Genomic DNA, 21,697 nt, shown 5'->3' with positions numbered 1-21,697 from the left:
CGGATGGGCGACGCTCAGCTCAGGGCCGCGCGGGCCTTGAGGGGCTCCCACCACTGCCGGTTGTCGCGGTACCACTGCACCACGTCGGCCAGGCCCTGCTCGAACGGCACCTGCGGCTCGTAGCCGAGCTCGTCACGGATCTTGGAGATGTCGACCGAGTAGCGCAGGTCGTGGCCGAGGCGGTCGGCGACGCGGTCGACGTATGACCAGTCCTTGCCGGTCGCGTCGAGCAGCAGCTGCGTGAGCTCCTTGTTGGTCAGCTCGGTGCCGCCGCCGATGTTGTAGATCTCTCCGGCGCGGCCGTTCGCGAGCACCATGGCGATGCCACGGGTGTGGTCGTCGACGTGCAGCCAGTCGCGGATGTTGTTGCCCTCGCCGTAGAGCGGCACGTGCTTGTCGTCGATCAGGTTGGTGACGAACAGCGGGATGACCTTCTCGGGGAAGTGGTACGGCCCGTAGTTGTTCGAGCAGCGCGTGATCGAGATGTTCATGCCGTGCGTGCGGTGGTAGGAGCGGGCGAGCAGGTCGCTGCCGGCCTTCGAGGCCGAGTAGGGCGAGTTCGGCTCGAGCGGACGGTCTTCGGCCCAGGAGCCCTCGGCGATCGAGCCGTAGACCTCGTCGGTGGAGACGTGCACGAAGCGGGGGAGGTTGTTGCGGAGCGCGGCGTCGAGCAGCTGCTGGGTGCCGAGCACGTTGGTCTCGACGAAGATCGAGGCGTCGCGCACCGAGCGGTCGACGTGCGACTCGGCGGCGAAGTGCACGACCGCGTCGAGCCCGGGGAACAGGTCGTCGAGCAGCTGGCCGTTGCGGATGTCGCCGTTCACGAAGGTGAGCCGGGGGCTGTCCTTCACCGGCAGCAGGTTGTCGAGGTTGCCCGAGTAGGTCAGAGCGTCGAGCACGACGACCTCGGCACCCTCGAGGCCGGGGTAGGCGTCTTCGAGCGTGCGTCGGACGAAGTTGGAGCCGATGAATCCGGCTCCGCCGGTGACAAGAATCTTCATGGTGGGGAGGTCTCCTCAGATGTGGTCGCTCCCGATTGTACGGGAGGGCCGGAGGACGCCCCCGGAGTGGGGCGGGTGTCGCTCGGCTCGCTGACGGCTCGGGCCTCTAGAGTGGCCTGCGTGACGGATCCTCAGCAGGCGGGCGAGCCCGGACCCCTGCTGCGGCTGATCCACGACCAGCGCATCGCGTTCCTGCTCGTCGGCGCCACCAACACCGGCGTCGGCTTCCTCTTCTTCATCGCCTTCGACCTCACCGTCGGCGCCTGGCTCGACCAGGCCGTCAACGAGACCGTCGGCTCGCTCGGCACCCTCGCCTGCGCACACGTGCTGGGGGTGCTGTTCGCCTTCGTGATGTACCGCCGCTTCGTCTTCAAGGTGCGCGGTCACGTCTGGCGCGACCTCGCGCGGTTCGAGAGCGTCTATCTGGTGGCCATCGCGATCAACGCCGTCATCCTGCCGGTGCTCGTCGGCTTCGGCTGGAACCGCATCCTCGCGCAGCTGTCGATCCTGGTGATCACCACGGCGATCAGCTGGTTCGGGCACAAGGGCTTCTCGTTCCGCCGCGGCGCCGCCGAGGCCGAGGCCGCCACCGAGCTGCACGTCGGCACCAACACGACCGAGCCCCGCTGATGCCGAAGCTCTCCGTCGTCATCCCGGCCTTCGACAACGCCGCCTACATCGCCGAGGCGGTCGGCTCCGTGCTGGCTCAGCGGCACGACGACTTCGAGCTCATCGTCGCCGACCACTCCTCGACCGACGGCACCCTCGAGGCGGTGCGGGCCTTCGAAGCGGATGCTCGGCTCACGATCCTCTCGACCCCCGCCGGGGGAGGCGCGGAGGCCAACTGGCGCCGGGTCTCCGAGGCGGCGAGCGGCGAGTACCTGAAGCTGCTGCCGGGCGACGACCTGCTGTACCCCGGCGCCCTGGAGGCGCACTCCGAGGCCCTGGACGCGCATCCGTCGGTCGTGCTCGTGTCGAGCCCCCGCGACATCGTCGACGCCCGAGGGAAGGTGACGATCCGCAATCGGGGCCTGCAGGGCGTGCGGCGCGCGGTGCAGCCGGGCGTCGAGGCCATCCGCCAGACGGTGCGGAAGGGCACGAACGTCTTCGGGGAGCCGGGCTGCGTGACGATGCGCCGCGCCGAGCTCGAGGCGGCCGGCGGCTGGGACGCCCGCTTCCCCTACCTGATCGACCAGACGAGCTACTCGAAGGTGCTGCTGCGCGGCGACTACCTGCCGGTCGACCGCACGCTCGCCGTGTTCCGCGTGAACGACACGCAGTGGAGCGTCGCGCTCGTCGACGAGCAGTCGACCCAGGCCAAGGCCTACCACGCCTGGTGCCGCGAGCAGGCGCCCGACGTGATCAGCGCCGCCGACGTGCGCCTCGGCGACCGCCGGGCCGAGCTGATGGCACTGGCCCGCCGCGGCTACTACGCGCTGAACGCCCGGCGCATGCGAGCGGCCCGATGAGCGGCGCGAAGGGCGTGGCACTGCGGCTGGCCCCGTACGGCGTGGCCGCCGCGGTCTCGCTGCTGGCCGTCTGGTTCGGCCTGAACCTCTGGGGCGTCGACTGGCGCGTGCCCTTCTACTACTCCGGCGACGCGCTCGCCGTGGCCTCGCACTTCAAGACGATCATCGAGACCGGCTGGTTCACCCACCAGCCCGACCTCGGCGCCCCGTACGGGCAGTTCTACAGCGACTACCCGCAGGCCGACAACCTGCACTTCATCGCCGCCGACGTGCTGCGGCTGTTCACCTCCGACTTCGGGGTGGCGATGAACGTGTACTTCGTCATCGGCTTCCCGCTGGCGGCGATCACGGCGCTCTGGTTCCTGCGGCTGGTGGGCGTCGGCACGCCGCTCGCCGTCGCGCTCGGCGTCGTCTACTCGCTGGCGCCGTACCACTTCATCAAGGGCGAGGGGCACCTCTTCCTCGCCGCCTACTTCGTCGTGCCGCTGGCCGTGGGGCTGATCCACCTCGTCGCGACGGGGCGCCCGCTCTGGCGGCTCCGCCCCGCCGAGCGCGCCGACGGCTCGCGCGAGCGGAGGTGGCTCCGGCCGGTGACCGGCCGGAACGCGGCGACCATCGGCACGGTGGCCCTCCTCGGCACCGCGTCCAGCTACTACTCCGTGTTCGTCGCCCTGGTGCTCGCGGTCGCCGGGCTCAGTGCCCTCTGGCGCAGCCGCGCCTGGCGGCGGTTCTTCGGGGCGGCCGCGGCCGGACTGCTGATCGCGGGCGTCATGCTCGTGAACCTGACGCCGAGCATCCTGTACCGGCTCGCCAACGGCGTGAACGAGGCCGTGCTCGTGCGCAGCCCGCCCGAGGCCGAGCTCTACTCGTTCAAGCTCTCGTCGCTGCTGCTGCCGGTGCCCGGCCACCGCTTCGGCCCGTTCGCCACGCTGCGTCAGCTCTACGACACCTACTACCCTCTGCCCTCCGAGGAGCCGGCCCTCGGACTGCTCGCCGCCGCGGGGTTCGTGGCGCTCGTGGTCGTGGCGGTGCACTTCCTGCTCTCGGCCGGGCGCACGGGCCGGCGCGGCCCGGGGGAGTCGACCCGCACCCTCGCGGTGCTCGCCGGCCTCGCCCTCGTCGCGTTCCTGTTCGGCACGGTCGGCGGGCTGTCGACGCTGCTCTCCTTCGTCGACTTCCCGATCCGCTCGTGGAACCGCATCGCCATCCTGATCGCGCTGCTGGCGCTCGCCGCGGTGGGGCTGCTGCTCAACGGCCTGGTGCGCCGGGTGGCGGGCCGGATGCGCGGCACGACCCGCGACGGCGGCCCCCGCGACACGGCCCTCGCCGTCCCGCTCGCCGTGCTCCTCGTGCTGCTCGCGGTCTGGGACCAGATCCCGCCCGTCGACGCCGAGGCCCGCGCCGCCACCGTGGCCGCCTACGACTCCGACGAGACCTTCACCGAGCAGGTCGAGGCCGAGGTGGCCCCCGAGTGCCTGATCTACCAGCTGCCCTACATCGCCTTCCCCGAGTCGCCGCCGGTCAACGGCGCCACCGACTCCGACGAGCTGCGCCCCTTCCTGCACTCCGAGACGCTGCGCTGGTCGGCGGGCGGTATCAAGGGCCGCGCGCCGATCGACGAGGTGGGCGCGCTCGCCTCGCTGCCGGCCCCGCAACTGGTCGACGCGGTCGAGGATCTCGGCGCGTGCGGCTTCGTGCTCGACCGCGCGGCCTACACTGACTCTGGTTCTACGGTCGTCGATCAGATCACGGCGGTCGTCGGACCGACCACCACCTTCGACTCACCCGACGGTCGATTCACGTTCCTGGAGCTCCCGCAGCGATGACCCCCGTCGATCCCGTCCCCTCCCGCCCCGGCGAGCCGGCCCGCACCGAGCCGGCCCGCACCGAGCCCGCCGGCACCGAGCCGGCCCGCACCGAGCCCGTCTACACGATGTCGGTCGTCGTGCCGGTCTACCAGGGCGAGCGCACCCTCGCCGCCATGGTCGGCGAGCTCGTGCCCTACACGCACGGCGCGATCACCCCCGACGGCCACGCGTACCGCATCGCCGAGGTCATCCTGGTGCACGACAACGGGCCCGACCAGTCCGATGCCGTCATGCGCACCCTCGCGGATCAGCACCCCTTCGTCAGCATCGTCTGGCTGAGCCGCAACTTCGGTCAGCACGCGGCCACGATCGCGGGCATGGCGAAGTCGACGGGCCGCTGGATCGTCACCCTCGACGAGGACGGCCAGCACGACCCGGCCGACCTCGGCGCCTTCCTCGACACCGCCATCCGCGAGCGGGCCGGCGTCGTCTACGCGCGCTTCACCAACGAGCGCCCGCACGGCTTCTTCCGGGCTGCGGCCTCGAAGTCGTCGAAGCGGATGCTCGGCACCGCCTTCCACCTCCCCGACGCCAGTCAGTTCCAGAGCTTCCGCCTGGTGCGCGGCGACATGGGCCGCAAGCTCGCCTCGTTCGCGGCGACCGGCGTCTACCTCGACGTCGCCCTGTCCTGGGTGACGAACCGCGTCGCGACCTGCCCCACCCGGCTGCGCACCGCCGACGGACGGGTCTCGGGCTACTCACTGCCGGCTCTGTTCGCCTACTTCTGGCGGATGGTGCTGACGAGCGGCACCGCGGGCCTCCGCGCCGTCAGCGTGCTCGGCGGCATCATCGCGCTGCTCGGCATCGGCGTGGCCGTGTACGTGATCGTCGCCCCGCAGGTGGGCACCAACCCCGAGACGGCGGGCTGGGCGTCGCTCATGGTGGCCGTGCTGCTCTGCTCGGGCGCCATCCTGTTCGCCCTCGGGGTGATCGCCGAGTACATCGGCGTGGGCCTGAACGTCTCGATGGGGCGCCCGCTCTACCTCACGGTCGACGATCCCGAGACGATCATGCCCGACGACGACGGGCTCGACGGAGCGCTCGTCGACCAAACCGGCGACGGCCACGACGCAGCCGAAAAGGGGGTTCAGGATGCCCGATGAGATCGTGTTCAGCCGCCCGTACCGGGCGCCCGGTGAGCTGACGAACCTCGCCGCCGTGCTCGACTCCGACCACTCGCACGGCGACGGCGCCTTCACGGCCTCGGCCACCGGGCGCCTCCGTGACATCACCGGAGCCACCGATGCGCTGCTCACCACCTCCTGCACACACGCCCTCGAGATGTCGATGCTGCTCCTCGACGTGCGCCCGGGTGACGAGGTCGTGCTGCCGAGCTTCACCTTCACCTCCGCGGCGATCGCGGTCGTGGCCCGCGGCGCGACGCCGGTGTTCGTCGACATCGAGGGCCCGAGCGGCAACCTCGACGTCGGCCAGGTGGCCGAGGCGCTGACGCCGCGCACGAAGGCCGTGATCGCGATGCACTACGGCGGAGCATCCGTCGATCTCGACGCCCTGCTCGCCACGACGAGAGAGGCCGGCGTCGCCCTCATCGAGGACAACGCCCACGGCCTCGGCGGGCGCTCCGGTGCGCACCGGCTCGGCACCGCCGGCGTGCTCGGCACCCAGAGCTTCCACGACACCAAGAACGTGCACTGCGGCGAGGGCGGCGCGCTGCTCGTGAACGACCCGGCGCTCTGGGAGCGGGCCGAGGTCGTCCGCGAGAAAGGAACCAACCGGGCGCGGTTCCTCCGCGGCCAGGTCGACAAGTACACCTGGCAGGACGAGGGCTCGAGCTACCTGCCGAGCGAGCTGAACGCCGCCGTGCTCGACGCGCAGCTCGCAGCCTTCGACGAGATCCAGCAGCGCCGCCTCGGCGTCTGGACCGCCTACGCCGAGGGGCTCGCCGACTGGGCCGGCCACGTCGGCGCGACGCTCGTCTCCGACACCGCCGGTCTCGAGCACAGCGCGCACCTCTTCTACGCGCTGATGCCCGACCACGAGGGCCAGCAGGGGCTGATCGCCCACCTCCGTGAGGCGGGCGTGCGGGCCGCGTTCCACTACGTGCCGCTCGACTCCTCGCCGGCCGGCCGGCGCTACGGCCGCACCGCGCACGCCCTCGACCGCACCGCCCGGTTCTCGGCGCAGCTCGTGCGCCTGCCGCTCTGGGCCGGCCTCGCCGACGCCCAGATCGAGCGCGTGATCGAGGGCGTCAGCTCGTACCGCCCGGTGCGCGTGGCCTGATTCGTTAGACTCTCCCCGTGCAGATCCGCGAATTGACGATCCCCGACAGCTATGAGATCACGCCGAAGCAGTTCGGCGACGACCGTGGCGTGTTCCTGGAGTGGTACCGCTTCGACAAGCTCGAAGAGGTCATCGGGCATCCGCTCGACCTGGCCCAGGCGAACACGTCCGTGTCGAAGAAGGGCGTCGTGCGCGGCATCCACTTCGCCGACATCCCGCCGTCGCAGGCGAAGTACGTCACCTGCACCCACGGTGCGGTGCTCGACTTCGTGATCGACATCCGGGTCGGCTCGCCGACCTTCGGCCAGTGGGACTCGGTGCTGCTCGACGACGTCGACCGCCGCGCGATCTACATCAGCGAGGGCCTCGGCCACGCGTTCGTGGCGCTCACCGACGACGCGACCGTGAGCTACCTCGTCACCTCGACCTTCAACGCCGAGCGCGAGCACGGCATCGACCCGCGCGACCCGGCGATCGGCCTGGTGTTCCCGCCCGAGGCGGGCGAGCCGCTGCTCTCCCCGAAGGACACGGATGCACCGACCCTCGCCGAGGCGGCCGAGGCCGGCATCCTCCCCACCTGGGACCAGGCGCGGGCGTTCTACGCCTCGCTGAGCGAGAAGGGCGTCTGATGCGCGGAATCATCCTGGCGGGCGGGTCGGGCACCCGGCTCTGGCCGATCACCAAGGGCATCTCGAAGCAGCTGATGCCGATCTACGACAAGCCCATGGTGTACTACCCCCTCTCGACGCTGATGATGGCGGGCATCAACGAGATCCTGATCATCACCACGCCGGAGTACAACGAGCAGTTCAAGGCGCTGCTCGGCGACGGCTCCGAGCTGGGCATCCGGCTCGAGTACGCCGTGCAGCCCTCGCCCGACGGCCTCGCGCAGGCGTTCATCATCGGCGAGGAGTTCATCGGCGACGAGAGCGTCGCGCTGGTGCTCGGCGACAACATCTTTCACGGCGCGGGCCTCGGGTCCTCGCTCCGCAGCAACGAGAGCCTCGAGGGCGCGCGCATCTTCGCGTACCACGTGGCCGAGCCGCGCGCCTACGGCGTGGTCGAGTTCGACGACGACTTCACGGCGCTGTCGATCGAGGAGAAGCCCGAGCATCCGAAGTCGAACTACGCGGTGCCGGGCCTGTACTTCTACGACAACGACGTGGTGGCGATCGCGAAGTCGATCGAGCCGAGCGCGCGCGGCGAGCTCGAGATCTCGACGGTGAACGAGCGCTACCTCGAGCGCGGCGACCTGCACGTGCAGGTGCTCGAGCGCGGCACGGCGTGGCTCGACACGGGCACCTTCGAGTCGATGATGCAGGCCTCCGAGTACGTGCGCGTGATCGAGGACCGTCAGGGCTTCAAGATCGGCTGCATCGAGGAGATCGCGTGGCGGGCCGGCTGGATCGACTCCGAGCAACTCGCGAAGCTCGCGGCCCCGCTGGTCAAGAGCGGCTACGGCGCGTACCTGCAGACGCTGATCGCCAGCGAAGAGGGCTGACGCGGGCCCACCCGGCCGGTATCCGCCCGGCGGCGCGCGAGTCGCAGCCGGGCGGTGCGGGGTGCGCCCCGTAGCGTGAAGGGGTGCCCCGCCCCGTCCGCTCCCCGCTCGCGCTCCTCGCCGCCGCCCTCGTGGCCGGCACGCTCCTCGTGGCCCCGGCGGCCACGGCCTCGGCCGACACGCTGCCGCCGCCCACGACGTCGACCCCGGCTCCGGATGCGCGTCCCGACGCCGAGGCCGGCGACACCGTCGAGCTCCCGGCCGACGCGCCGACCATGTCCGCCTACGACGCCGCCTCCTATTCGGCCGAGGCGGCCGAGCTCCCCGACGAGCTGACGGAGGCCGTGCAGCGCGACCTCGGCGAGACCCCCGAGGAGTACCTCGCCCGCTCGAACGCGGCGGCCGACGCCTCCGACGTGGTCGACGCCCTCACCGCGAGCGGTCTCGAGGTGCTCGGCTCGCGCCTGGACGGCACCTCGCTCGTCGTGAACGTGGCCGACGAGGAGGCCGCCGCCACCGTCGAGTCGCTCGGTGCGACCGCCGAACTGGGCGCCCCGGCCGAGCCCGATCTCTCCGAGCTCAAGCTCGACGCGCTCGCCGACATCGTCGGCGGTCAGGGCTTCCAGTTCCTGGCCCAGGGTTACACCTACGTCTGCTCGGTCGGCTTCACGGGCCGCTTCAAGGCCTACCCGCAGCCGCAGTTCGTCACCTCGGGCCACTGCATCGAGCCCGACCACGCGGCCGGCACCTACTACTACGAGTCGAAGCAGTCGTCGGCGGGGGGCACGCCGAGCCGCGGCTCGATCATCGGCGCCCCGATCGCCGACCAGTACAAGTTCGGCGGCGGCGCCGACGTGGGCGCCGTCGGCGTCTCGCCCGCCTGGGGCACCCGGCCCGTCGTCTCCACCTGGGGCGGCGGCGCGGGAGCGCTCGGCGACGGCACCCCCGTCACCGTGAAGGACGCCACGACCGGCATCGTCGGCTCCCCGGTGTGCAAGTCGGGCCGCACCACCGGCTGGACCTGCGGGAGCATCCTCGTCGTCAACGAGTCCTACCCGGTCTACAACCACGCGGGCACGCCGCAGTACGTGAACCTCACCCTCACCGACGTCTGCATGCTGCCGGGCGACAGCGGCGCCTCGGCCCTGATCGGCAACTCGGCCTTCGGGCTCGGCACCGCGGGCGACTGGGTCGGCAACTGCAACCGGGGATCCCAGCCGAACGCGATCAGCGCCTTCTTCCCGCTGATCACCTCGAACGGCAGCCCGAGCGTGGCGAGTGCGCTGCCCACCTGGGAGCTCGGCGTGCAGGTGGCCACGCCGACGTACGTGCGGCCCTCCTTCGTCGGCGACAGCATCCGCGGCACCCTGGCCTACGGCGGCCCGCGGCACCGCGTGCTCGTGACGATCGACGGCAACTCGTTCAGCGTGACACCCGACTCGAAGGGCGCCTGGTCGCTGCCGATCCCCTCGAACCTGCAGTCGGGCCGGCACTCCTTCACCGTCGGCGCGAAATGGGGCGACGTGACCTACTCCCCGGTCGTGAGCGACAGCTACCAGCTGCTGCCCCGCCCGGCGGTCGAGCGCATCGGCGGCGCCACCCGCTACGACGTCGCCGCGACCATCTCGAAGCGCGCCTACCCGGGCACCGCCAAGGTCGTCTTCGTGGCCGCGGGCAGCAACTACCCGGATGCCCTCAGCGCCGCCCCGGCGGCCGTGAAGCTCGGCGGCCCGCTGCTGCTCACGCCCACCGACCAGCTGCTGCCCGTGGTCGCGGCGGAGATCGCCCGCCTGAAGCCGCAGAAGATCGTCGTCGTCGGCGGACGCTTCGCCGTGAACGACGCCGTGCTCGGCCAGCTGAAGGCGCTCGTCGCCGACACCACCCGGATCGACGGCGACGACCGCTTCGCCGTCTCGCGCGCGGTCGCCGACTACGCGTTCCCCACGGCTCCGCTGGCCTACGCCGCCACGGGCGCGAACTTCCCCGACGCGCTCTCGGCGGGCCCGGCGGCGGGGTCGAAGGGCGCCCCGATCGTGCTCGTGGACGGCCGGGCCGCCACGGCCGACCAGCCCACCCTGCAGCTGTTCGCCGCGAAGGGCACGACGAAGGCGGCCATCGCGGGCGGGGTCTACTCGGTCTCGACCGGCATCGAGGCCTCGCTGAAGGGGGCCGGACTCACCGTGCAGCGGCTGCAGGGCGACGACCGCTTCGCGACCTCGCAGGTGGTCAACCGCTCGGCGTTCACGACGAGCGGCACCGTGTACCTCGCGACGGGCTACAACTTCCCCGACGCCCTGGCCGGCGGGGTGCTGGCCGGACTCACCAAGGCGCCGCTCTACATCGTTCCGCGCGACTGCGTGCCCCGTGGCGTGATCGCCGACATCGGCGCGTTGAAGGCGACCAAGGTGGTGCTGCTCGGCGGAGCCGACACGCTCGGCGCGGGAGTGGCCGGCCTGACGGCCTGCGCGAGCTGACGGCCGGCACCGGCTGTCGGCCTGCGCGCGCTGGCGGCCTGCGCGAGCTCACGCCTGGCGCGAGAGCCGGAGTCAGCCCCTGCTGCCCGGCAGCGCCCGCCGCAGCCGGTTCGCCACCCGCACCTCGGGCCGGTGCCGCAGACGCGCGATCTCGGCCTCGAGCGATGCCGCGTGCGCCCGGGTGAGCGCGAGCTCCTCCTGGGCCAGCCGCCGCTCGTGGTCGACGGCACCCAGCCGGTCGCTCGCGGCGTTGATCTCGCCGCGCAGCTCGGCCTCGAGGGTCTCCAGGGCGCGGGCGCTCTCCTCCTCGCTCAACCGGAGGCGCTCCTCCACCGAGGTGAGCAGGCTGAAGCCGCGCGCCTCGGCGTCCCGGAGGGCAGGCGCGAACTCGCGGAAGCGCTCGAGCAGGGCCGGATCGAAGGGCACGTCGGCGACGGGGGACGCGAGCGTGCCGGCGAGCATCCGCTCTTCGACGAAGTGGCCGGCGGCGACGCCCTCGGCGAGCTCGCGCTCATCGGGGTGGCGCAGGAGGTAGAACGGCAGCAGCGCGCCCGACTGCAGGCGCCGGTAGTCGCGCATGCCGTGGTGGTTCGGGCTCGGGGTGAGCTCGGGGTTCTCGTCGTAGGCGCGGCCCGAGACCTCGACCTTGTGCCGGTACTGGGCCCAGGAGCGCCAGGGCAGGTGCAGCACCTCGATGGCGAGCTCCTCGGGCGGCAGGCCGGCCGAGGCGATGCTGACGAAGTGGTTGCCCTGGATGACGTCGACCTCGGGGTCGCCCACGTGCACCGCGTCGGCCGTGGGGTGGTCGCGGAGGCCGGTGGCGCGCAGCTGCTCGACGGGACGGTGGTCGCGGTAGACCAGCCGGTCGAAGCCGGTGCCCGCCTCGGCGGCTGTGCCGGTGAGGTTCGTGACGGGCACGAGGAAGGAGCGGATGGCGGGGTCGAGTCGCTCGAACACCTGGTGCAGCGTGAGCGAGCGGTCGACGGGCGCGAAGAACTCGTCGGCGTCGGCGTTGATCACCCAGTCGGCGCCGTGCAGCGCGGCGGCGTCGCGGGCCATGCGGGTGACGACGGGGCTCTGCTGCTTGCGGTGCACCGGGTCGTGCCGCAGCTCGATGCGCCCCTCGTCGGCGTAGCGCTGCAGGATCTCGGCGGTGCCGTCGCCCGAACCGTTGTCGGTGACGATCAGGATGTCGACACCCTGCGCGAGGTGGTGGTCGATCATGGGCCCGATGATGTCCGCTTCGTCGCGCACCATCAGGGTCATTGCGAGCTTCACCGGGCGGATCTCCATCTCTGGTCGGGTTCGTCCAGCCTCCACCCTAGCGAACGCGCCCCGAGCAGGACCGGAGGCGGGGAGAGGCGCAGAGGCGGGGAGAGGCGCAGAGTTGGCGCTCAGTGCGCCGAGCGCCGCCGCACGAACGCCGAGCGCACGCCGAGGCCGAGCGACAGCACGGCGCGGAGCGGCCACCAGAGCGGCCCCGAGTACTTCTTGGCGAGGAAGCGCTTGGCGCTGTCGTGGTGCGCCTGCAGCATGCGCGCCGACTCCGTGGTGGTGGAGTGCGCGCCGGTGTGCAGCACCTCGGCGGCCGGCTCGTAGACGTTCCGCCACCCCGCCTGGCCGATGCGGTAGCCGAGGTCGACGTCCTCGAAGTACATGAAGTAGCCGGTGTCGAAGCCCCCGAGGGCGTCGAACACCTCCCTCCGCACGAGGAAGCAGGACCCCGAGAGCCAGCCCGCGTCGCGGCGCACGGGGTTCTCGCCGATCTCGAGGCGGTACGACCGCGTCCACGGGTTGGCCGGCCAGACATTGGCGAACAGCGCGTGCCCGATGCCGTTTCGGATCGAGGGGACCGATCGCGCGGAGGGGTAGGCGCTGCCGTCGCTCTCGAGGATCTTCGGGCCGATCGCGCCGGCGTCGTCGAGCTCGAGCATGGTGTCGACGAGCACGTCGACCGAGCCGGGCGCCAGCACCACGTCGGGGTTCGAGACGAGCACGAACTCGTGGTCGCCGCCCAGCGAGGCGACGGCCTCGTTGATCGCGTGCCCGTAGCCCACGTTGCCCGTCATCGGCAGGTAGCGGCCGCCGGCGTCGGCGACCAGGCGCTCGACCTCGGCACGGGCGGGGGAGCCCGGCTTGTTGTCGGCCACGACCACGTCGAGCTCGGTGCGCGCCGCGGCGGCCGGCACCGAGTCGAGGAACGGCCCCAGCACGGCGGCCGAGTCGTAGCTGACGGTCACCACCGCGATGCGGGGGCGGGCTCCGGATGCGCGCTGCGCCGTCACGCGGCCACCCCCGTCGCGACACCCGCATCGGCGTAGGCGTCGAGGTGCACCCGTGCGCAGGCGGCCCAGGTGAACTCGCGCGAACGCCGGAGGGCGGCACCGGACAGCTCCGCGCGGCGCCCCGGCTCCTCGAGCAGCCGGCCGAGGGCCTCGGCGATCGACCGCGCATCCGGCTCGGTGTAGGCCACGGCGTCGCCGCCGACCTCGGGGATGGAGAGGCGATCGGTGGTGAGCACCGTGCCGCCGCTGGCCATCGCCTCGAGCACGGGCAGGCCGAAGCCCTCGCCGAGCGAGGGGTAGGCGACGACGGTGGCGCCGCCGAGGAAGGCGCCGAGCTCGTCGAGCGGGAGGTAGCCGGCCTCGGTCACGCCGTCGCGCGGGGTGTCGAGCAGGCGTGCGGCCTCCTCGTCCCAGCCGCGGGAGCCCGAGAGCACGAGGGCGGGGGTCGCGAGGCCGCGGCCGCTGCGCTCGGCGCGGAGGCTCGCGTAGGCGGCGAGCAGGGCGGGCACGTTCTTGCGCGGCTCGATGGTGCCGAGGAAGGCGATCCAGCCGTCGCCGCTGCTGCCGTTGCCGCTGTCGTCGCCGGTGCCCAGGCCGTGCGCGGCAGCGAAGGCCTCGACGGCGGCGGGTGCGGGCGGGCGGAAGACCGCGGGGTCGACCCCGAGGTACGCCACCCGGATCTCGGGGCGCACGGCGACCGCGTCGCGCACCGCCTGCGCGGTGGCCCGGCTCGGCGCCACGAGGGCGTCGGCGCGACGCCCCGCCCATCGCGTCCAGCTCGTGAAGAAGGTGCGCTTCAGGCGCGAGTGCACGCCGGGGTCGGTGAAGAAGGTGGCGTCGTGCAGGGTGACGACCCGGGCCCGCCGGGTGGCGAGGGGGAAGGTGTAGTGCGGCGAGTGGATGGCCGATACCCCCAACCGGGCGGCCAGGCGGGGCAGGCCGAGCTGCTCCCAGAGCAGGCGCACGGGGCGCTTCGCGAGCGAGGGGGGGCCCGCGTGGTAGCGGTGGCCGGGCGCCGCGGTGCGCAGGCGCTCGAGGTCACCGGGCTTCACGACGACGTCGAGCGACACCCCGAGCTCGCCGAGGCCCGTCAGCAACCCCTCGATGTAGCGGGCGACTCCGCCCCACGACGGCGGCAGGCTCGTCGCGTCGAGGAGGACTGGGATCTGAGTGCTCACCACGCTGTCCTAGGTCTCGTTCCGGGAGGGGCGCCCGGAGGCAGCCTCCAGCATACCCGCCGCCCCGCGGCTCACTCGGCGACCAGGAAGGCGGCGACGGCCCGCCGCGGCACCCGGGCGGCACGGTCGATCCGCACCCGGAGGGCGAGGTTCGCCGGGGTCAGACGCAGGGCCGAGCCGAACGAGCGCAGGCGCCGTCGGGCGTCGGCGCGGTGCTCCGGCGAGGGGGTGCGCGCCACGGCGAGCAGGGCGCGCAGGGTGCCGGCCGCGGTGCGGGCGACGGCGGTGAGAGCGACGGGGGCCGGCGCGTGGCGGAGGGCCACGAGCATCCGGTTGCGCTCGTTGCTGAAGCGGAAGACGTCGCTGCCCGTGCCCGAGGAGGCGGCGTGCGCGTGGTGCACGACGGCGTCGGGGGAGTAGCGGATGCTCCAGCCCGCGCGCCGCAGCCGCCAGGAGAGGTCGGTGTCCTCGTAGTACATGAACAGGCTCTCGTCGAACAGCCCCACGTCGTCGAGGGCGCGCGCGTCGAGCGCTGCCGCGCCGCCCGAGAAGCCCATCACCTCGCCGGCCGGGCGGTGCTCGTCGGCGGCGGGCACGAGCCAGTCGCGGTCGCGGCCGTTGCCCGAGCGGGTCATCTCGTTGCCGGTGCTGTTGACGAGCAGCGGGTCGGTGCCGGCGAGCAGGATGCGCGCGGTGACGGCACCGCGCCGGTCGTTGCCGGTACCCCCGGCCGCGCGCAGCTCGTCGACGAGCGCCGCCACGAAGCCCGGCTCGGCCTCGGCGTCGTTGTTGAGCAGCACGTAGACGTCGGCGGGCCGGGCACGGATGCCCGTGTTCACGCCCGCACCGAAGCCGTCGTTGCGCCCGCCGTCGATCACGAGGTGCTGCGGGTGCCGCTCCCGCAGCAGCGCCAACGAGCCGTCGCCGGATCCGTTGTCGACGATCACGACGGCGAGGTCGAGGCCGCGCTCCGCGAGACCGGTCTGCCGTTCGAGTGAGGCGACGGCCCGGGAGGTGAGCTCGGGCTGGCGCCAATTGACCAGGATCGCCGAGACGGTGACCCGGGCATCCGCTTCACCCGCCATGCTGAAGCCCCGGCGCTCAGGCGCCGACGACGCGGATCTCCGGCTGGGCGTGCAGGATGCCGACCGCGAGGTCGTAGTAGGGCACGTCGAACGAGACGGCCTGGGGCACGTCGTGCACGTGGGCCCGCTCGCGGTTCATCAGCGTGGAGTTGATGAAGTACTTTCCGGTGCCGAACTGCACGTCGTGCAGCACGAACTCCACGGTGGTGGGCTCGCGCAGCGTGCCGAGGTCGAGCTTCGTGCGCGGGGAGGCGGTGCCGTAGACCGGCACGCCCTGCACGTTGTCGATCTGGATCGCGGCGATCCAGTCGGGCAGGCCCGTGGGGTGCTCGTAGGTGACGCGCACGATGAGGTCGTCGCCCGGATGCACGGGGTCGCCCTCGGCCCGGCCGGCGGCGTGCACCGTGGTGGAGACGATGCGGCCGTTGTTCACGGGCACCTTCTCCTCATGGGTGGCGTTGTGGGCCTCGGCCTCGCCCTGACGCCGCTCCTCGAGCACGTCGCGGAAGTCGCGGACGGCCTCGTGCGGCACGCCGTCGAAGAGCACCTCGCCCTTGTTCAGCAGCACGGCGCGGTCGCAGAACTCGGTGATCTGGCCGAGCGAGTGGGTGACCAGCACGATGGTGCGGCCCTCGCGCTGGAAGGAGCGGATCTTGTCGAGGCACTTGCGCTGGAAGGCCTCGTCGCCGACGGCGAGCACCTCGTCGACGAGCAGCAGGTCGGGGTCGACGTGCACGGCCACCGCGAAGGCGAGCCGCACGTACATGCCCGAGGAGTAGAACTTCACCTGCGTGTCGATGAAGTCCTTGATGCCGGAGAACTCGACGATGTCGTCGAAGTAGAGGTCGGTCTGCTTGCGCGAGAGACCCAGGATCGAGGCGTTCAGGTAGACGTTCTCGCGTCCGGTGAGGTCTTGGTGGAACCCGGCGCCGAGCTCGAGCAGCGCCGCCAGGCGGCCGCGCCGGCGGATGGTGCCGGTGGTGGGCTGGATGATGCCGCCGATGGTCTTCAGCAGGGTCGACTTGCCCGAGCCGTTCGGCCCGATCAGGCCGATGGTCTGGCCGGAGCCGATCTCGAGCGAGACGTTCTTGAGGGCCCAGAAGTCCTCTTTGAACTGCTTCGAGCGGCCGGCGTTGACCAGGCGCTCCTTGAGGCTCTTCTCCTTGCGGATGATGAACCGCTTCGAGACGTCGTTGACCTCGACGACGGGGACGTGCTCTGCCATCACAGCTCCTGTGCGAAGTCGCCCTGCAGGCGGCTGAAGACTCGTTGGGCGGCGAACAGGGCGACGAGGCCCACGACGCCGGCGATCAGCATCCGGATGGCCAGGTGCGGCAGGGGGACGCCGTTGGACGCCTCCGACCAGAAGGCCTCCTGGAAGCCCAGCACGGCTAGCGTGATGGGGGAGTTGACGTAGATCTCGAGCAGCCACTGCGGCAGGATCGCCGCGGCCTGCTGCCACGAGTAGAGGATGGGGGAAGCCCACATGAGCAGCAGCAGCACGACCTCGACGAGGTACTGGATGTCGCGGAGGTAGACGTTCAGCGCCGCGAGCAGCACGCCGACGGCGGTGCCCCAGATCAGGATGAGCACGAGGGCGCCGAGGCCGAACAGCAGCTGCGGCCCGAAGCTCAGCGTGCCGACCACGATCGACGCGATGATCAGGATGACGAACTGCACGGCGAAGTTGAACAGCGCCGAGCCCACGGCGGCGAGCGGGAAGATCTCGCGCGGCAGGTACACCTTCTTCACCAGGCCCGCGTTCGCGATGATGGAGCCGGTGCCCGCACCCACGATCTCGCTGAACAGCGTGTAGATCGTGAGGCCGGCGAAGATGTAGATGGCGAAGTTCTCGATGCCGCGAGCGGCGCCGAGGAACTGCCCGATCACCAGGTAGTAGATGAACAGCTGGGTCAGCGGCTTGGCCAGGCTCCAGAGGAACCCGCCCGCGCTGTCCTTATAGCGCGACTTGAGCTCACGCCCGGTGAGCAGGCGGAGCAGTCGTCGCTGCTCCCAGATCTCGCGCACCGAGGCGATCGTTCCCGTCACGCCCGAGCTGCGGCCGCCGGCCTGCTGCCAGGGCTCGGTGCTCAGTCGGTTCGCCCGCTGCAGCGGGGACTCTTGCAAGCCAGTCATGCTTCCGGCCTCCAAAGCCTTCATCCGGGTAGGTCAGCGGTCACCGCCGACTGCCGGGATCGAGGATACAACACGGCCCCTGGGCGAAGGCCCGGGGCGCGGGGCGCGCCGACCGCTGCGTCAGCGGCGCCCGGCGCGGGCGTGCTCCGAACGGGAGCGCACCTTGGCGATCAGCGACGAGACGCCGCCGTTCGTGAGGTAGTGGCGGGCCAGCGCGATGTCGCGCCCGATCCCGTGCCGCCTGGTCGAGATGGCCTGGAACTTCTCCTCGGCGGTGACCGGCCGACGACGGCGCCCGGCTCCGCCGAGCTCGATCGGGGCCGAGAGGGAGCCGAGCACGCGGTCGGCGGCGGGGTGCGGGTCGCGGCAGAACTCCACCAGCGGGCGGAGGGTCTCCTCCCAGGTGAAGCGCTCGCGCACCCGGCCGACCGCCTCGACCGCCGCGGCCCGCTCGTCGACGTCGTAGAGCATCCGCTCGAGGGCGTCGGCCAGGGCCTCGACGTCGCGCTCGGGCACGCTCACGCCGAGCCCCTCCTTCTCGACCAGGTCGCCGAAGCTGTCGCCGCGGGTCGTGACGATCGGCAGCGAGGCCCAGAGATAGTCGAGGATGCGCGTGCGGAACGAGAACGTGGTCTCGATGTGGTCGAAGTGGGTGCTCACACCGACGTCGGCCTCGAGCAGGTAGTTCTGCCGGTCGTCCAGGTCGACCCAGGAGTCGTTGAAGAAGACGTTCCGGCCGGTCAGCCCGAGCTCCTCGGCGAGGCGCCGGGTCTGCTGCACGATCGCCATCTCAGGCACGTCGGGGTTCGGATGCGCGACGCCCATGAAGAACAGGCGCACGTCGGGGCGGCGCTCGGCCAGCGCCCCGATCGCCCGCACGAGGGTGAGGGTGTCGAACCAGTTGTAGATGCCGCCGCCCCAGATGACGAGCTTGTCGTCCTTGCCGATGCCGGGCACGACGCCGCGCACCGCGTCCCGGGTGTGCCGCGGGGGAGTTGAGTCGAGGCCGAAGGGCGCGATCGAGATGAGCTCGTCGAGCGAGTCGTCCGCGGCGTAGTTGGCCGGGTTGATCCGCCCGAGCGCCGCCAGCTGGCCGAGCCAGAACAGGCGCTGCCGCTCCGAGGCGCAGAGGAAGAAGTCGGCGCGGGAGAGCTGCGCGTTCAGCACCTCGGTGGCCGAGCGCACGATGTTGGTCCAGCGCTCGGTGCCGAACTCGCGGCCCTGCTCGAGCTGCTCGAGGTGCATCGGGTCGTAGATGTCGGCGACGACGATCTTCTCGCTCTTCTGCAGGGTGGTGAAGTGGTGCAGGGCGTAGCCCTGGAAGAAGATGACGTCGGCCCACTCTTCGTGCACCGCCATCTGCCGCTCGTTCTGCAGCTGCACGTGCTCGACCTCGAAGCGGTCGGAGTGGCGCTTGGCGGCGTTCCAGGTGACCAGGCGCACGTCGTGCTCGGCGCTCAGCGCCTCGCTGATCTTCCAGGCGCGAAGGCCCGGGCCGGCCATCTTCTCGCCCAGCGCGTCGCCCGTGATCACGAGCACATGCCGCCGGTCGGTGGCCGCCTCGATCTCGAAGGCGTCGACCACCGCGCGGAAGCCCGAGAGGTAGGAGGAATCGCCGAGCAGCGGGTGGATCATGTTGCCGAAGAGCCGGAACAGCTCGGCGTCGGTGCGGCGGCGGCCGGCCTGCAGCTCGTCGCGGGTCGCCGAGAGCGACTCGAGCTCCTCGACGAACTGGTCGAGCGCGAACAGGCTGGCGAGCGACTCCTTCGACACCGGCGTCGTGGCGTCGAACTCGTCGGCGGCCCCGTCGAAGCGGCGGATGTCGAACAGCTGCGAGTCGAGGTCGCTCTTCGCGACCGCGCGCCGGGCGAGCAGGGCCATCGCCCCGGGCAGGAAGCGGCCGAGGTTCTCGGCCGAGAGGTTCTTGTAGAGGGTGGCCAGGGCGTTGCGCTCGAGCAGGTAGCTCTCCCGGTAGGGGCCGAAGCTCCGCATCGAGGCGTGGTGGCGGTGGTAGACGATCGACGCGGGGGCGAAGCGCACCCGGTAGCCGAGCAGGTTCAGGCGCCAGCCGAGGTCGACGTCCTCGTAGAACATGAAGAAGCGCTCGTCGAAGCCGCCCGCCTCGGCGAAGGCCGACGCGCGCACGAACAGCGCCGAGCCGGTGCCGTAGAGGATGTCGCGGGGCTCCTGGAAGCGCTCGTCGTCGGGCTGGTTCTCGTGATCCTTGTAGCCCATGCCGAACCAGGTCAGGCTGCCGCCGACGAAGTCGACCACCTTGCCCTCCCAGTCGAGCACCTTGCTGCCGACCGCGGCGACCGCCGGGCTGGTCTCGAACTGCGCCACCGCCTCGCGCACCCAGGCCGCGTGCGGCTTGGCGTCGCTGTTCAGGAAGGCGACGAACTCGCCGCGGGCGCTCGCCGCACCGAGGTTGGAGCCGCCGGCGAAGCCGAGGTTCTCGGCCGACTCGATCACGCGCACCCGCTCGTCGCCCGCGAATGCGGCGCGGAGCCGGGCCAGGCTGTCGTCACCCGAGCCGTTCTCGACGACGACGACGTCGAGCCGCTCGCGCGGCCAGTCGACCTGCGACAGCTGCGAGACGCACTCGATGGTGTCGTCGGCGCCCCGGAAGTTCACCACGACCACCGAGACGACTCCGGACTGGGCTTCTGGCATGGCGATCTTCACCCGATCAGCCTATCGCCGGAGCGTCAGCGGGCATCCGGGAACGCGGTGCCTAGGATCGGGGTCATGGCACGTTCGACTCTCCTCCGCGCATCCGTCAGCACCCTCATCGTCGCCGCGGCGGCCCTGTCGACGGCCGGCTGCATCGGCGGAGCGGCCTCGCCGAGCCCCACGGCGAGCTCGCCGGCGCCGACCCGCTCGGCCACCGCGACGCCCACGGCCACCTCGACGCCCACGCCGACCCCGACGGCGGCGCCCGAGCCGACGCCGACCCCGACGCCGACCACCCCGGAGTCGTCGGTGGTCTCCCTCGAGATCCTGAACAGCTCCTACGACCCGTCGACCTCGACCGTCTCGGTCGCCGGCATGGTCACCGACCTCGTCTCCTCCACCGGCACCTGCACGATCACCGTCAGCCAGGGCGAGCAGAGTGTCACCACCGAGGCGGCGGGCATGGCGGATGCGGCGGTCACCTACTGCTCGAACCTCGCGGTCGTCCTCCCCGCCGGTGCCGCCGGCACCTGGGACATCGAGCTCGCCTTCACCGACCCCACGCACTCCGGGTCGACCAGCGGCACCGTCGACGCCGCCTGACGGGCCGGGCTCCCAGGCGACGCCGCCCGAACCCGAATACAGTGGGGGAGTTTCCCCCGTCATGAAGGATCGGTACCGAGCATGAGCTCAGCAGTCACACCCCACGACGGCGACGGCGACGCCGCGAACGAGCTGCGCGAACTGCGCCTCGAGGTCGCGGCGCTGCGCGCGCAGCTCGCGCGGCGCACGGCGGAGACCGAGGAGTACCGTCGTCGGCTCGTGGCGAGCCGCAACCAGGCCGAGCGCCTGGCCACCCAGCTGAAGGCCCTGCGCGGATCGAGCTCGTGGTCGATCACGCGGCCGCTGCGGATGCGCCGCCGCAAGGCGCTCAACAACGGCTGGACCTGATCCCGTGAGCACGAGAGTCCTCGACAAGGTGCTCCCGCTCACCGTCGTCGAGAGCAGCAAGCGCCGCCTGCCCGCCACCGACCGCGTCGCGGTCGTCGCGAGCTACGGCACCTCCTCCACCGTCTCGCTGTCGCTGTCCTGGATGGTCGCGCGCCTCGAGGAGGCCGGCTACGAGGTGGTCGTGGTGCGTGCATCCGACGACCACGCCCCGCTGGACTGGTCGCGCGGGCCGGCGAACGACGCGATCGTCGTGCGGAAGCCCAACATCGGCTACGACTTCGGCTCCTGGGCGACGGGGCTCGAGCTCTTCCCCGAGATCCGCCGGAAGCCCTACGTGCTGCTCACCAACGACTCGCTCGTGGGGCCGTTCGCGAGCCTCGCGCCGATGGTCGAGGACTTCGAGACGAGCTTCTTCGACGTCTGGGGCGGCACCTGGACGAGCCAGTACATGCAGCACCTGCAGAGCTTCCTGATGGGGTTCAAGGGCGGCGTGCTCGACGACCCGACGCTTCGGCACTTCTGGCAGAACCTGCCGGAGCAGCCCACCAAGTTCGACATCATCGACAAGTACGAGCTCGGCCTCAGCCGCCTGCTCTACGGCGAGGGCTACGTCTCGGGCGCCTGGTTCGACTACGAGCTGGTGGTGCAGTACACGCAGAACCCCACCATCCAGGGCTGGAAGGGCCTGCTCGAGCACGGCTTCCCGTTCGTCAAACGGGAGCTCGTGACCAACCCGGGTATCGTGGGGGACGCTTTCGAGGTGCCCGCCGTGATCGAGCGGATGTTCGGCGAAGACCCGCGCGACTGGGTCTGATCTCCGCAAGGGTCTGAGAGC

General features: G+C 71.5%; 19 protein-coding genes. 11 read left to right on the top strand and 8 right to left on the bottom strand.

The window, feature by feature from the left end; all coding sequences use genetic code 11:
- Positions 1–14: 14 nt before the first annotated feature.
- On the bottom strand, positions 15–1,001 hold the full coding sequence (rfbB, locus tag BJ984_RS17810) for a dTDP-glucose 4,6-dehydratase (RefSeq protein WP_179549151.1): 987 nt from the start codon (positions 999–1,001) through the stop codon (positions 15–17).
- A 120-nt stretch (positions 1,002–1,121) separates the two neighbouring features.
- Here rfbB and BJ984_RS17805 point away from each other — a divergent pair, with 120 nt between their 5' ends.
- From BJ984_RS17805 to BJ984_RS19160, 8 genes are all read left to right on the top strand, one after another.
- Entirely contained in the window at positions 1,122–1,631 is a 510-nt protein-coding gene (locus BJ984_RS17805) for a GtrA family protein (protein ID WP_179549150.1), read from the top strand.
- Complete coding sequence (locus BJ984_RS17800; protein ID WP_179549149.1) at positions 1,631–2,470, top strand: glycosyltransferase family 2 protein; 840 nt, start codon at positions 1,631–1,633, stop codon at positions 2,468–2,470. Before BJ984_RS17805 ends, BJ984_RS17800 begins: the two co-directional genes overlap by 1 nt.
- On the top strand, positions 2,467–4,296 hold the full coding sequence (locus tag BJ984_RS17795; protein WP_179549148.1) for a hypothetical protein: 1,830 nt from the start codon (positions 2,467–2,469) through the stop codon (positions 4,294–4,296). The genes BJ984_RS17800 and BJ984_RS17795 overlap by 4 nt, the downstream gene beginning before the upstream one ends.
- The gene (locus tag BJ984_RS17790) at positions 4,293–5,441 is read left to right on the top strand and encodes a glycosyltransferase (protein ID WP_179549147.1); all 1,149 of its coding nucleotides are present in this window, start codon (positions 4,293–4,295) and stop codon (positions 5,439–5,441) included. Before BJ984_RS17795 ends, BJ984_RS17790 begins: the two co-directional genes overlap by 4 nt.
- Positions 5,431–6,579, top strand: coding sequence for a dTDP-4-amino-4,6-dideoxygalactose transaminase (rffA, locus tag BJ984_RS17785; protein WP_179549146.1), 1,149 nt, complete (start codon positions 5,431–5,433; stop codon positions 6,577–6,579). The genes BJ984_RS17790 and rffA overlap by 11 nt, the downstream gene beginning before the upstream one ends.
- A gap of 17 nt (positions 6,580–6,596) precedes the next feature.
- Positions 6,597–7,208 (top strand): dTDP-4-dehydrorhamnose 3,5-epimerase, encoded by a 612-nt coding sequence (rfbC, locus tag BJ984_RS17780; protein ID WP_179549145.1) that lies wholly within the window; start codon positions 6,597–6,599, stop codon positions 7,206–7,208.
- Complete coding sequence (gene rfbA / locus BJ984_RS17775) at positions 7,208–8,080, top strand: glucose-1-phosphate thymidylyltransferase RfbA (protein WP_179549144.1); 873 nt, start codon at positions 7,208–7,210, stop codon at positions 8,078–8,080. Before rfbC ends, rfbA begins: the two co-directional genes overlap by 1 nt.
- An 83-nt stretch (positions 8,081–8,163) precedes the next feature.
- Complete coding sequence (locus BJ984_RS19160; protein WP_179549143.1) at positions 8,164–10,554, top strand: cell wall-binding repeat-containing protein; 2,391 nt, start codon at positions 8,164–8,166, stop codon at positions 10,552–10,554.
- A 72-nt stretch (positions 10,555–10,626) separates the two neighbouring features.
- Here BJ984_RS19160 and BJ984_RS17765 read toward each other — a convergent pair whose 3' ends face one another.
- From BJ984_RS17765 to BJ984_RS17735, 7 genes are all read right to left on the bottom strand, one after another.
- Positions 10,627–11,832, bottom strand: coding sequence for a glycosyltransferase family 2 protein (locus tag BJ984_RS17765; RefSeq protein WP_271206505.1), 1,206 nt, complete (start codon positions 11,830–11,832; stop codon positions 10,627–10,629).
- A 116-nt stretch (positions 11,833–11,948) separates the two neighbouring features.
- Complete coding sequence (locus BJ984_RS17760) at positions 11,949–12,839, bottom strand: glycosyltransferase family 2 protein (protein WP_179549142.1); 891 nt, start codon at positions 12,837–12,839, stop codon at positions 11,949–11,951.
- Positions 12,836–14,017 carry a glycosyltransferase family 4 protein gene (locus BJ984_RS17755; RefSeq protein WP_179549141.1) on the bottom strand — a complete coding sequence of 394 codons (1,182 nt, stop codon included), beginning with the start codon at positions 14,015–14,017 and terminating at the stop codon, positions 12,836–12,838. The genes BJ984_RS17760 and BJ984_RS17755 overlap by 4 nt, the downstream gene beginning before the upstream one ends.
- A gap of 71 nt (positions 14,018–14,088) precedes the next feature.
- A complete protein-coding gene (locus tag BJ984_RS17750) occupies positions 14,089–15,102 on the bottom strand; it encodes a glycosyltransferase family 2 protein (RefSeq protein ID WP_179549140.1) in 1,014 nt (337 codons plus the stop codon).
- A gap of 16 nt (positions 15,103–15,118) precedes the next feature.
- On the bottom strand, positions 15,119–16,327 hold the full coding sequence (locus BJ984_RS17745) for an ABC transporter ATP-binding protein (protein WP_179549139.1): 1,209 nt from the start codon (positions 16,325–16,327) through the stop codon (positions 15,119–15,121).
- On the bottom strand, positions 16,327–17,238 hold the full coding sequence (locus BJ984_RS17740; protein WP_179549138.1) for an ABC transporter permease: 912 nt from the start codon (positions 17,236–17,238) through the stop codon (positions 16,327–16,329). Before BJ984_RS17740 ends, BJ984_RS17745 begins: the two co-directional genes overlap by 1 nt.
- Positions 17,239–17,358: 120 nt before the next feature.
- The gene (locus BJ984_RS17735) at positions 17,359–19,923 is read right to left on the bottom strand and encodes a glycosyltransferase (protein WP_271206506.1); all 2,565 of its coding nucleotides are present in this window, start codon (positions 19,921–19,923) and stop codon (positions 17,359–17,361) included.
- 63 nt (positions 19,924–19,986) lie between these two features.
- Between BJ984_RS17735 and BJ984_RS17730 the strand changes: the two genes are divergently transcribed.
- From BJ984_RS17730 to BJ984_RS17720, 3 genes are all read left to right on the top strand, one after another.
- Positions 19,987–20,514 (top strand): hypothetical protein, encoded by a 528-nt coding sequence (locus BJ984_RS17730; protein ID WP_179549137.1) that lies wholly within the window; start codon positions 19,987–19,989, stop codon positions 20,512–20,514.
- A gap of 81 nt (positions 20,515–20,595) precedes the next feature.
- Positions 20,596–20,862: a nucleotide exchange factor GrpE gene (locus BJ984_RS17725; RefSeq protein WP_179549136.1), complete on the top strand. Its 267-nt coding sequence runs from the start codon at positions 20,596–20,598 to the stop codon at positions 20,860–20,862.
- A 4-nt stretch (positions 20,863–20,866) separates the two neighbouring features.
- Positions 20,867–21,676 carry a rhamnan synthesis F family protein gene (locus BJ984_RS17720; protein WP_179549135.1) on the top strand — a complete coding sequence of 270 codons (810 nt, stop codon included), beginning with the start codon at positions 20,867–20,869 and terminating at the stop codon, positions 21,674–21,676.
- Positions 21,677–21,697 lie beyond the last annotated feature (21 nt).

It is taken from the genome of Herbiconiux flava (genome assembly GCF_013409865.1).
Classification (GTDB): Bacteria; Actinomycetota; Actinomycetes; order Actinomycetales; family Microbacteriaceae; genus Herbiconiux; species Herbiconiux flava.
The sequence above is the reverse complement of the archived record's forward strand: the minus strand, read 5'-3'. Positions and strand labels throughout refer to the sequence as shown.